General features: G+C 39.3%; 16 protein-coding genes. 8 read left to right on the top strand and 8 right to left on the bottom strand.

Features of this window, described 5'->3' with window-relative positions; all coding sequences use genetic code 11:
* Positions 1 to 97 precede the first annotated feature (97 nt).
* Genes AACR09_RS05355 through AACR09_RS05345 form a run of 3 tightly spaced genes read right to left on the bottom strand, consistent with a single transcriptional unit; the run spans position 98 to position 1,095 of the window.
* On the bottom strand, positions 98 to 229 hold the full coding sequence (locus AACR09_RS05355) for a hypothetical protein (RefSeq protein ID WP_261383261.1): 132 nt from the start codon (positions 227 to 229) through the stop codon (positions 98 to 100).
* 22 nt (positions 230 to 251) lie between these two features.
* Complete coding sequence (locus tag AACR09_RS05350; RefSeq protein WP_108195837.1) at positions 252 to 833, bottom strand: toxin YdaT family protein; 582 nt, start codon at positions 831 to 833, stop codon at positions 252 to 254.
* 58 nt (positions 834 to 891) lie between these two features.
* Positions 892 to 1,095, bottom strand: coding sequence for a helix-turn-helix domain-containing protein (locus AACR09_RS05345; RefSeq protein WP_016788512.1), 204 nt, complete (start codon positions 1,093 to 1,095; stop codon positions 892 to 894).
* A gap of 141 nt (positions 1,096 to 1,236) precedes the next feature.
* Between AACR09_RS05345 and AACR09_RS05340 the strand changes: the two genes are divergently transcribed.
* From AACR09_RS05340 to AACR09_RS05310, 7 genes are all read left to right on the top strand, one after another.
* Positions 1,237 to 1,884: a LexA family protein gene (locus AACR09_RS05340; RefSeq protein ID WP_016788513.1), complete on the top strand. Its 648-nt coding sequence runs from the start codon at positions 1,237 to 1,239 to the stop codon at positions 1,882 to 1,884.
* Positions 1,885 to 2,022: 138 nt separating this feature from the next.
* On the top strand, positions 2,023 to 2,295 hold the full coding sequence (locus AACR09_RS05335) for a hypothetical protein (RefSeq protein ID WP_193836118.1): 273 nt from the start codon (positions 2,023 to 2,025) through the stop codon (positions 2,293 to 2,295).
* A 10-nt stretch (positions 2,296 to 2,305) separates the two neighbouring features.
* Entirely contained in the window at positions 2,306 to 2,623 is a 318-nt protein-coding gene (locus AACR09_RS05330) for a hypothetical protein (protein WP_004733444.1), read from the top strand.
* Between the two features lie 70 nt (positions 2,624 to 2,693).
* The gene (locus tag AACR09_RS05325; protein ID WP_065100199.1) at positions 2,694 to 3,470 is read left to right on the top strand and encodes a hypothetical protein; all 777 of its coding nucleotides are present in this window, start codon (positions 2,694 to 2,696) and stop codon (positions 3,468 to 3,470) included.
* Positions 3,471 to 3,639: 169 nt separating this feature from the next.
* Positions 3,640 to 3,894, top strand: a complete 255-nt coding sequence (locus tag AACR09_RS05320) for a hypothetical protein (RefSeq protein WP_016788517.1) — start codon at positions 3,640 to 3,642, stop codon at positions 3,892 to 3,894.
* A complete protein-coding gene (locus AACR09_RS05315) occupies positions 3,891 to 4,271 on the top strand; it encodes a hypothetical protein (protein WP_193836117.1) in 381 nt (126 codons plus the stop codon). Before AACR09_RS05320 ends, AACR09_RS05315 begins: the two co-directional genes overlap by 4 nt.
* 81 nt (positions 4,272 to 4,352) lie before the next feature.
* Entirely contained in the window at positions 4,353 to 4,553 is a 201-nt protein-coding gene (locus AACR09_RS05310; RefSeq protein ID WP_004733439.1) for a helix-turn-helix transcriptional regulator, read from the top strand.
* A gap of 44 nt (positions 4,554 to 4,597) precedes the next feature.
* Here AACR09_RS05310 and AACR09_RS05305 read toward each other — a convergent pair whose 3' ends face one another.
* The 4 genes from AACR09_RS05305 to AACR09_RS05290 are packed head-to-tail and all read right to left on the bottom strand — an operon-like array spanning position 4,598 to position 9,349.
* Positions 4,598 to 6,547, bottom strand: a complete 1,950-nt coding sequence (locus AACR09_RS05305; RefSeq protein ID WP_193836116.1) for a DUF3732 domain-containing protein — start codon at positions 6,545 to 6,547, stop codon at positions 4,598 to 4,600.
* The gene (locus tag AACR09_RS05300; protein ID WP_108194701.1) at positions 6,544 to 7,032 is read right to left on the bottom strand and encodes a three component ABC system middle component; all 489 of its coding nucleotides are present in this window, start codon (positions 7,030 to 7,032) and stop codon (positions 6,544 to 6,546) included. The genes AACR09_RS05305 and AACR09_RS05300 overlap by 4 nt, the downstream gene beginning before the upstream one ends.
* Positions 7,029 to 8,141: a hypothetical protein gene (locus AACR09_RS05295; protein WP_193836115.1), complete on the bottom strand. Its 1,113-nt coding sequence runs from the start codon at positions 8,139 to 8,141 to the stop codon at positions 7,029 to 7,031. Before AACR09_RS05295 ends, AACR09_RS05300 begins: the two co-directional genes overlap by 4 nt.
* Positions 8,141 to 9,349 carry a tyrosine-type recombinase/integrase gene (locus AACR09_RS05290; RefSeq protein WP_193836114.1) on the bottom strand — a complete coding sequence of 403 codons (1,209 nt, stop codon included), beginning with the start codon at positions 9,347 to 9,349 and terminating at the stop codon, positions 8,141 to 8,143. The genes AACR09_RS05295 and AACR09_RS05290 overlap by 1 nt, the downstream gene beginning before the upstream one ends.
* A gap of 574 nt (positions 9,350 to 9,923) precedes the next feature.
* On the opposite strand from AACR09_RS05290, the gene AACR09_RS05285 reads away from it, so the two are divergent.
* Positions 9,924 to 10,907, top strand: coding sequence for a DUF3187 family protein (locus AACR09_RS05285; protein WP_193836113.1), 984 nt, complete (start codon positions 9,924 to 9,926; stop codon positions 10,905 to 10,907).
* 116 nt (positions 10,908 to 11,023) lie between these two features.
* Here the strand turns inward: AACR09_RS05285 and AACR09_RS05280 are convergent.
* The coding region (locus tag AACR09_RS05280; protein WP_228010937.1) for a sporulation protein at positions 11,024 to 11,337 on the bottom strand (314 nt) is incomplete at its 5' end.

Raw genomic sequence — 11,337 nt, 5'->3', positions numbered from 1 at the left:
CAATAAATCGCTTGGCTTAGCATTAATGCGCCCGTAATGCCGATGCCTAGCTTGACGAATGGCCGATGAAAAGCGATGGGCCTATCTAGGAATTCGATCACTTAACCGCCCTCGCCTTCATGGTTTGTAGGATTTGCTTCGCTTTATTGCGCGACACCACATAACGACAGTTGCCGTTGTTTGCTACCCACAGCATTTGGCCGTGGTAATTTTGATAAGAAAGACTCATTGCACAAAGTTCTCTTGTTTTGCTAATTAGCGTGGTTAGTAAATGCATTCAGGTGGTCAGCCTTTTGCGCCATCAATGTTTCTAAGTATTTAAGTAACGGATCATGAGAACCGGCACTCTCTTGTAACTCTCGGTAAGCATCACGAAGTTGGTCAGACGTGGCGTGTTCACTGAGTAAAAGTATCGAACGGAGTGCTTCAGATGACTCTTTGCTAAAATCGGCGAGCAGTTGATCACGGTTCGCCATGGTTTGACATGAGCCAATAGCCGCAACCGAATACCCAAGCGGGTTTAGGAATTGATTCAGTGCAGCTGTTGCCCTAGCTTTAGGTAGTGCCGCAATAATTGCAGGCAACAAATCCATTACGTTAGCTTTGGCCTCTGTACTTGTTCTACTGACATAGCGGAATAGATTTTGAGTGTTGTTTGGATTGTTCAAAGCCGACGGTACTTTGAGAAGGTGTTCCCTTTGGCAGTCTTCCTCTTCGTAGATTTTCATCTTGTGATAGAAGCGAGAAATATATTCCGCAATTTGTTCTTTCGTTGTATCACTTCGCCAAGCGACTACCGCGTTATGCATAACGCTTTTTAAACTGGGTTGCATGGTTATTCCTTACTGGTTGTTTATCCAGAATGTTGGTGATCAGGTCTATCAGTTCATTTCAGTTAGTATCTTCATGGTCAGTTAACAACTCTTTTACTGACACTTCGCCCCTTGTCGCTTCTGATATTGCACGAATATATTTTGCTGGGGCTTGGTGTTTTCGATTAATCCAATTCCAAACATGGGATTGGCTTACACCTAAAAGCTTTGCTAATGATGTTTGACCTCCTAGAATTTCAGTAGATCGTTCAATAGCGGACATTTCAAACCTCTCAATAACTAACTTTAGTTGTTATTTGAATACAACTTAGGGCAATTGTCAATTAACACATTTTGTTGTGATAATGAACATCACAGTTTGAACGCATTTAAAAATGACAACTAGAGTGGAAGGAAGGAAAGAATGAGCTTAGCTGAGCGGGTCAAACAAAGACGAAAACTACTTGGTTTATCCCAAGCATCGTTAGCTGAACTAGTAGGAGTTGCGCAGCAGTCAATTTTTAAAATTGAAGGTGGCGTCACAACTAAACCTAGAAATATCATCTCTCTTGCTAAAGCCTTAGAATGCGATGCATCTTGGTTACTAACCGGTAAAGGTTACTCGAATCCTGAACAGGGCTTCGTTAATTCCGAAAACCTAGTTGTACCTCTTCTAAAAAGAGTCCCTTTAATAAGTAATGTACAAGCAGGCAACTGGAAAAGTGTGCAGCTAAACCTTGCTGATGAAGAGTTTGAATGGCAATTTACACCCGCAAAAGTAAGTGATGATGCCTTTGCATTGCGAGTTACAGGAAACTCGATGACCAACCCCTTTGGCTCTCCTTCCATACCAGATGGCTCAATAGTCATAGTTGAACCCTGCTCTGCACCGGATAGTGGCAAGATTGTTGTCGCGACACTTAATGATGAACCACAAGCAACCATCAAAAAGTTAGAAATTGATGGGCCAAATAAATTTTTAATCCCTCTAAATCCAAGCTATCAACCAATCCCTATTAACGGTAACTGCCGTATAGTTGGCTTTGTAAAACAAGTAATTATGGATTTATAGTCGACCGAAATTACTTACTTCAAACCAAAACCTGCATTCGCAGGTTTTTTTACGCCCACAAAAACAACTTTATGTGTTGACATTAATTACACATTAGGTGTAATTTAAATAACAACGTAATGTGTTAGAGAGAAAAGAATGAACCAACTACCTATTGAAACCATAAATCAAACTCTAGAAGGCTCTAAAGCCATTCAATTACATAGAACGAGCTTCGAGCACTTCCTAGCAAAGATGCCAAAAAGCGACCCGTTTTATGACGAACTAGAACAACTCATTCAGCTAAGTGATAAGTGCAAAAACTTGGAAGTAAGCGTTGGAAAAGAAGACGCCCAAACCATTCATCAATTCAATGCTCTTTCTGGCCAATTGAGCAGTAAGTTGAATTCAATGGTTCTACCAACTAACTAGGAGATTCAAAGTGACAGTACCAATTGAATTCCCAACATGTGAAAAGCCCGAACTTTCAGCTCGATTATGTAAACGATACGCCAAAGAGATTGCTGTATTAACTAGCCGTTGCTTCGAGATCACCATGACGACAGCACATGATGTCTTCTTTGACTTTTCGGCTCATGTTCAACTCATCACTATCTCAGTTCATACCGACGGCTATCGTTCAGAAGGTGATAATCAAGTTGATTTGGAAAGCTATATTCAAGCCGGGAAACACCACGATAAACAGATAACAAAGTGGTTTAAGGACACCAATAAGTACTTAGATGAATTAACGCAATAACACCCTACTTACTTTGTGCAATGAGACTTTAACCAAGGGCTGACCACCCTTTTATAGCTAAGGAACAACCATGTTAAACATCGAGCAAATCGCTACTAATGCAGTAAAAAACACACTAGCTTCAGCTGAGTTACAAGAAGCAATTGAGAAGAAAATTGAAGAAACGATCACCAGCGAACTTACCGACTTTTTCCGTAGTTATTCTGACTTTGGGAAAGCATTTCAAGACACGCTAAAAAGCCAACTAAAACTGGATATGGATAACCTTGGCATTCTTGAATACAACCACTTTATCACTACGACTATCCGTGAGCGTTTTAACAAACACATTGAAGGTCCAGTGGTAAACCAAGTCGATACCCTGCTAAACGAGATCTGTCCTACAGCAGGCGAAACGGTTCAATTTGATGATTTGATAACCATGTTGAAAGGTGGGATTACAGATCATGAATGTGACCATTCTGGAAGATTTATGGTGTGCTTCAAGCGTGAAAATGAAAACTGGAACTCGAGCTTTATCAGCATTGGATTTGATGGGGAAGCTGAATCAGATAGCTATCGCTCTAACGAGAATAAAAGATTTAGTGAATGTCGTGCATCCATAGAAGTGGATATCAACACCCGTAAAGTAATTGGCTTCGACATTAGCTCTCAAGGCAGCAGTAAAAAAGCAAAAGTAATCACATTCAAGCGCGATTTTGAATCTTATCTATTCCGAATGTATGCCACAGGAAGTGTTATAGATTTTGGTGACATCCACGATCAAGTTATGGAGATTGGAAAAGGCGAAGAAATATCAGCTTACGATATGGATATTGAAACTGGCTACGATTGGGCAAACGACTAAAACAAGAAAACCCTTATCGGTGACCAAACCAATAAGGGCTTACTTTGTGCAATGAGACTTAGAACTAAAGAACCAAACCTCACAATCAGTATATAACTGGCTGACCACCAATTTCAAGTACTTAGACTGATTGCCAGGTTTCACCCAGAAACCAAAGGAACTTTGTGTAATGACGACTTCCCTACTTCGAAACTCTCAAGAAGAGTTTATCCATAAAAATATTCATCAAATCTTACTTGGTGAAGGTTACGAACACCACGAAGCAAATCGCGCATGTAATTTTGCGATTGAAACCTACCGAACCACCGCTTCGTTCGGAGGCCGTGGTGGAAAGTGTTTCGACTTTTGCTTAGCAAAAGCTCGCCAGTTACTTTCTCCAATGAAAAAGACAGCGAACTCTCGTAAGCGTAAGGCCGAAAAATGAATGAAGAACGCAAGCGCAAACAAGCTGCTGCTCGCGCACAGCGCCTAAGGGATAAGCGTAAGACCAGTGGCAATAACGATATCAGAGTGACGTTATCACCAGATGAAATGACAAAGCTTGATGAAATTTGCCAGTTCTTCGCTTACCCAAGTGAACCTTACACCCTAGTAGAAGCTTTGCAGTCACTTATTTACCGTGTTCATGCCGAGATACCAAAGATTGAAAGCGACCTCGGCTGCTGCGGTAAGTGTGGTGAACAACTACCACAAGGCTGCGCTAAGTTACGCGAAGGCGGTTTGTTTAATGGGGATGCAATGTGTTGGCACACAACAAACCGAGTACGAATTATGCCACCAGCAAAAGGAGTTGCCCAATGATCAGTTTCGCCGTCTATGCCGTTATTTGCGCGGTGTTTTATGTTTGTTATATGAAAAATTCAGTTAAGAAAGGAAATCAAAATGGCTAATTCAACGATAAACCTAGCAACACAACGCTTTTTCATCAGCGATAAAGAGGTTCGTGAAACTCTTGGTATTAGCCAGCCTACTCTGTGGCGCTGGACCCAGGAGCTTGGCTTCCCAAAAGCGGTGAAAGGCATGAGAGGAAAACGCCCATACAAAGAGTTCATTGAATGGGCGAAAGAGCGTGGGATGATTTAATTCTAAACCAGAGCCTTAGAAACCTCTAAGGCTCTGGAAAACAGTTAAATCAGCTTATCTCCATCTGCAGACCAACGATAACGAACAAATTCGTCAAACTGTGGCTCATCAGCATGTTCTAATACTATAACCTGTGGTTTGAAACCAATGCTGGAGTCTTTTTCCAAATCATCAAGAAAATCTTTAATTACATTATATATATTAATAACTTGCTTGATATTTTCATCAACTTCCTCTTCACCTAGAAGGCCATTTTTATTTTCAGAAGAAAAAGTCTGCGTAACTTTAGGAAAGTAGACTTGACTTGGTTGATCAAGAAATAGCATTGCTGGGATAACTGCATTTGATTTTGCTATCAATTTTAGAATAGATAAAAACACCGCTAAGTGACATGCTAACCAATTGGCCCCACTTCCCATCTCAGACAAGCGAATTTCCTGATTATGGCAATAATAATAAAATGAAAAGTCTTCAGTCTTAAACTTCATTTCACCATCACGTAGATCGTCTTCAAAGTCTAACTTTTCTTTGAGCTCATTCATCGTTTTGTTGATTAAAGCATTTGCTTCAGAAAATCGATGTTCTAAACCATAACCTTTTAACGCCTTTTGGTTTTCTTCAAGCTCTGCTTTCATTTCCAGCAAGTTCAGGGGCTTGTCATCTTGTTTTTGTGAGATAACAATAAATTCTAGTATTGTCTCGATTCGACCTTTGATCTGATTTAGTGCATCCCTTATTTCAGTGTTATCTTTAACCCTAAATATTTTCTTTAATTGCTTTATCTCAGTATTAACATCACGAATCTTTAGTTTTTGCTTATCTCTTTTTAACAAAAGAGAGTTAAGTGCTTTAGAGCTATCTTTTTTATAGTTACCAACTCTTGAAAGTTCCTCGATTAACGACTCTCTTGAGCTTTGAACTGCATTGACTCGAGAGCCTACACCCTCCACGGTTGAAGAACAAACAGGACAATTTAGCTCATTTACATTAGTATCACTGAATGACACACTAGCTAAATCAGAGAGAGATTTTGCATACCCGGAAGACTCGATTTCATTCTCTTCAATTAGCCCTATGAGTTGATTTTGCTCATACAACTCTTTCAATAATTCATTTTTCTTCTTTTCCAACAAGTTAAGCTGTTGTTTAAAATCTACATTTTGCTCAGCATTTGAAGGAACTTCAGGTAGGTTTAGCGCTATCTCTTTTAGTCGTGATATTGTCGCATTCTCTTCCTGGAAGCGCATATTTAAGACTTTATAATATTGATTAATAGGCGCCAATAACTTAGCTTTCTGATCATCAAATGTTAACTTAAGCTTCCTTTCTTCTTTTTCTATTTTTTTTATATTTTTATCTAATTTATCTACTCTTTTCTTTAGGCGATAATATCTGTTATTAACCCATCCCATAAATATAGGAAACTGGTCAATAACAGATTTACCTTTCATGAAATCATCAAATCTGTAAAATAGACTATGTTTATTTGCTACTAAATTTTGATGTTGGAAAAACAATGAAGTAGCATTTCTTATTGACACCTTCCCTTTATTTCTTCCATTATTTTCATCTTCAGGTAAAGAAGTATCATCAACAGACATGCCTAAGTGCTCTTCAAAATCTTGTTGTACTTCTTCTCTAGTTCTCGGTTTTATTTTTTCGAAATATACAAAATCAACATTGTCTTTTGCGTCGAATTTCAAATCATACTCTACTGAAAAGTAACATTTAGTTGGCTGCTCTTTCGATCTGCCTATAATTATTTTTTTATTATTATACTCAAACACACAGCAAAATATTTTCGTGTAATTTATCACAATACCAACTGGTACCGTAGAACGCTTTGCAAATAAACAAAAATCAACAATCTCAATAAGAGCACTCTTGCCTGTTTTTGAATCGCCAGTTATTATATTAAGCCCATTAGAAAACTCTAATTCTCTTTTGCTATTTTCACTTCCTATTAGTATTATATTTTTAAGGAAAGCTTTCATATATTATTTACCTTTGTTTTAAGCAATACATTTATGTAACCTTCTTTTGAAAAAATCGAGCCTAGATTGTAAGCAGCCTTAAAACAATCACTTTCAAATTCGCTAACTATTTGTTCATTAGTATCAGGTAGATTTCCTGACACACTAAAAAACTCATCGATAGTCATATCACACACAGAGCTCAAATATATCAAACCATCATTGGTTACATTTCTAGAATATTTTACTTTTTCATTTATAAAAAACATTTTTTCTTTGAAAACTTCATTCTTTTGAAAAAATGTAGTTTTAAATGTGCTCGCTATATTTCTTGATTTTAACTTAATTCTGAAATCATCATCCATAACGAAGGGAAGTACTAAATATACCAGTTCAAATTTAGCACCACGTTCATCAATACGCTTTGCACCCAAACAAAAACTATATAAAATTTTTGATACCAGTATTGGCGAATATTTTATATTTAAGATGTCATTAGGATTCATAGATCCAGATCCTCAATACTGTATGTCCAAGTATATTTGTTATCGCTAACAGCTTCGTGAACTTTCCCTCTCATAAAGTACGCGTTAGTATCTGAAACTTCGGGAATTTCAAGAACAGAACTGTTATAGAACCTAAAGTATGCAGTTCTTGAAGCTTTGTTAGCTATAGGGTTATCGAGATCTTCCTCTTGAACGTCATACGCAGATTCACGTTTAAAACCTGATGCTTTACTTACAACATCAACTGCATATTGGTCAATTATTTCGGGCATCACATCTGGTTTTAGGTCAACAAGGTCTTCTTCACTTTTTTTAGCTTGAAAATATTCATTCAAAGCTGTACCTCTATCGACTCCCTTAATACCCATTTGTTTATACTCACTTAAAAAAGTAAAGTGTGCAGATTCATCCAACTTATGTTCCGTAGAATCTACTGGGAATGGAATCTTATCTCCCCCCCACCGATTCACCTGATATTGAATCGCAGCATCGAAGTCGTTAATATTCACATTCCAGTAGTGTCTATTATCAATAGCACGCTTGTTCACATATGAGTATATATAGTGAAGTATGTGTTCCCGATAATTAATATCGACAGTGCGTAAGTTTCTTTCTAAAAGCTTACCCCATTGATCTTTTATTTCAACTCGAGAAGCTTCGATTGAAAACCTTGACAATATATCTGTAAGCTCTTGATTTGAACATTCACTCATAATTGTTTTATACAATTCATTAATCGTATTGTTAGGGGTGTGATTATTAACTAGATTAAACCTATCTTCACCACTTAAAACATTCCAATTATAGAAAATGGAGTCCTCAGGGATATATGATGTTGTGTGTAACACCATTTTTACAAATTGCGAAGAATCTTCGACAACTAAATTTTTTAAAGTATTCCAAAAGTCTTTAGAGTTACTTACCAAATTGTGATTACCAAAATGGTGTTTAACCTCTGTGAAGGTATGACCATTATAAACATCACCAAAGCACTCTATCCAAATCGTTTCATTTGGACTAGCTTCAAAGCATTTTTCAATCGCTATAAGGATTTGGTATACATATCCTAAATATTTAGGAGTTGCCTGATTTGAGTGTGCAGTTTCCATTAGCAATTATTCTCCTTACTATTCAAAATACTTCCCCAATTTTTATACGCTCTCTTCTGCTCATCCAAGTAGTCGTAATCCAAATAGTGGCTTTGTACGCCACGATGTACTTTGTGTCCTAGCATTGTTTCAGCAACATGAAATGGAACGCCCATCGCTTCCCACATATTGCGAGCCGTTCTTCGCATATCGTGATTGGTTGTTCTAGGGAAACCTGCCGCTTCTATCGCATCAGCCAGTTTACGGCCAAACTCTACAGGCACGTTCTCGGCCATTGGCCTGTCATGTTCAACTCTCACTGGTGGGAACATGATGTCTAGATCAGGATAAATAGCGAACTGATTTCGAATGACTTCTTCTGCCAATGGCGGAATCGCGCGTCGAATTGCCCCGCCCTGCTTTTTCCTGATCTTGTTATTCTCTGCTGGAACCGTCCAAACAAGTGCTTCTAAATCGAAGTCTTGTTTTTTCGCTAAGCGCAGCTCGTTACTACGATTGGCAAATATCATCATTAGGCGCAGGAAGTTTTTGTTGCTCTCATGCACACCTATGTCGTCAATGGCTTTCCAAAGTGCTTTAACGCCAGCTTCTGTCTGTTTGCTCTTTTTGGTGTCTGTTGGTGCACCTACATCGGTTTTCTTTATTTCTGCAAGCATGTTGTATTTGAGTAAACCGTGGCGAACGGCATAAGACAGCACTTGTTTAAAGCGCGACATGAGGTTTGCTGAATGCTTTGCACTCACGCGAATCTTAGCCTTTTGAAACACAGGCATGTAATCGGTCAGTTCTAAGTGTTTGGCTTGGCGCTGGCCTAAATATGGGCTGATGTCTGTTCTAAACATCTTCTCTAGTGCTTGCCACTGCTTTACGTTGTCTTTGCCGTGGTGTTCAACCCAATAGTCGATTAAGTCGTCTACTGTACTTGGTAGGGCTTTGTCTGAAAGGTTGATGCCTGTTCTTGGGTCAATGCCTAAGATAACGAGCTCAGCTTTCTTTTCACGCTCGCGCAATGCATCGCGCATTTTCATGGCTGGGTATTCGCCAAGTTTCATTTTTATGGCTTTACCTAGGTAGGTAACGCGGTAAACCCAGGTCACTTTACCTTTCGGGCTCACACGCACGCCTAAGCCATCTCTATGGGTGACTTCGGGTTGCCCTTTGTAAGGCTTGCCTTGTGTGGCTCTTAGCCAAGCATCTGTGATTGCCATTCATTTGTACCGAAAATATTTGGTACAAATTTGGTACAAATCTCATATGAATGCAAGTGTATTCTAAGCAATATGAGCTAGTATCCAACAAATAGTTTGAATGACGTTCTTTTTGTTAAGCGTTTGTATTGAAAGGGTTCTATCAAGGGGTATGAATGGTAAAGAGGAATTGCAATAAGAAGGGAGATTCACGTCTTGAGACACACCAAGCAACACATGAAAATGTTTAATATATGTTTTTCAATCAACAAGTATGTCGATCGGAGATATATGCATAATAAAGATACCCACATAGAAGCAAATACAGATGCCCCATTTGTGAGTAGCCGAACATTGTAACGAAATTATATGAAATGACAATGACAGAGAGAATCTGCCCGCTCTCCAACCACTTCGTTTCATAACGTTTTATCATAATAGCGGTAACTTCCCTGCCCCTCCTCTTTCCAGTCAAGCTGTATCAACTCAACTATTTGTCCTATCTCTTGTGAGTACGCCCTTCCAACTTATCTCTTACAAACGAGTTATTTAGAACTAAGCTATATAGAGGCAACGGAATGCGAATGAGGTGCATATGGGAAAACAGGCAGTCTTTATATCGTTCATACCACCTTTATCATTACTAATAGCAACTGTTGTTTTTACTCCAACCGCATGGGCCAACAAAGATTACGGCCCGCTAATCAGTTATACCCAAGCACCATTGCAGTCAGTTCGTCTTACTCCAATGCTCCGCTCTGGCTTTCCGCTCGAAGAAAACAAGCTTGAAGTATTTGCTTCTTTAACCGCCGCGAGTATATGGGCTAACTCTCACGACTATCATTTAGACTATTATCAGAATCAACTTCAAACAGGGCTGAAATGGCAACTAACAACAGCATGGCAAATAGAGTTCAACTACCGCTGGTTATACGCCGCCAATAATCACCTTGATAAGGTCATCATCAATTACCACGATCTATTTGGCATCGACCAAGCAGGGCGGGAACGTAAAGACAGACACCAATTTGATGTTTACGCGCCAAGCCATGGCATCAATATCAGTGACTTCTCTGGCGACACGCTGACAAGTGCTTTCACACTCTACACTCAATACCAAATCATAGACCTTGAAAACCATGGACTATCTTTTGGTGTCTCCCTCTATCACAACAACGTCAACCACGGTGCATTTAAGGGAAACAGCACCGAACAAAGCGCTCAACTCAACTATGCATACCAACTCGACATCAATACCTTCTATACAAGCTTAGGGTTGGCCAATCAGTCTAATCGAGAGGTGGAAAATAGTTTTATACATAAGAAAACAACATGGTCATGGATGGGAGGATATCAACTCACGCTATTTGAAAACCATGAGTTGCACTTTGAGTATCGTTGGTATGAAGGCGCCGAAGACGGTGATACTGAGTTTTCAGAAGCCGCAAATGAAATAATGCTTGGATATCGCTACCTAATGCAACGTTCAGCGATCGAGATATCCATTATCGAAAACATCTTCAACATGGATAACTCCACCGATGTTGCCTTCCAGTTGGCCTATCGTCATCAGTGGTAAGTCCATTTAGGGTCGAGATAGTAGAATTAAAAAAGCCGAACGGATAAGTTCGGCTTTAGAAATCGTACTGTCTTGTCTCTATTAATAGAAAGAGTAACTACTAACAGAGAGAGCAACTACGCACTCATGATTCTTGAGACGGCGTTGCGAATGTCTGAATCCGCCGCGTTCGCAGGCAAGCTGAATGAGATGTATTGGTCGCCGCGGAAGCTCATTGAGCGGTCGATTTCTGCTACGCAGTGAACCATTGAGCCTTCAACGATGAATGATAGCTCGATCTCTTTATTATTCATAAAGCCGCCGCTACGAAATTCAATCTCTTGGTAACAACCAGAGCGAGAAGCAAAGCTGTTGCCTTTCAAGAAGCCCTTCTCTACATCAGCTTTCACCATTGCCATTCCCGATGCTTCTACGCCTTGGATAATTTTAG

Source organism: Vibrio sp. OPT20, from assembly GCF_963889365.1.
In the GTDB taxonomy this organism is placed as follows: domain Bacteria; phylum Pseudomonadota; class Gammaproteobacteria; order Enterobacterales; family Vibrionaceae; genus Vibrio; species Vibrio splendidus.
The sequence above is the reverse complement of the archived record's forward strand: the minus strand, read 5'-3'. Positions and strand labels throughout refer to the sequence as shown.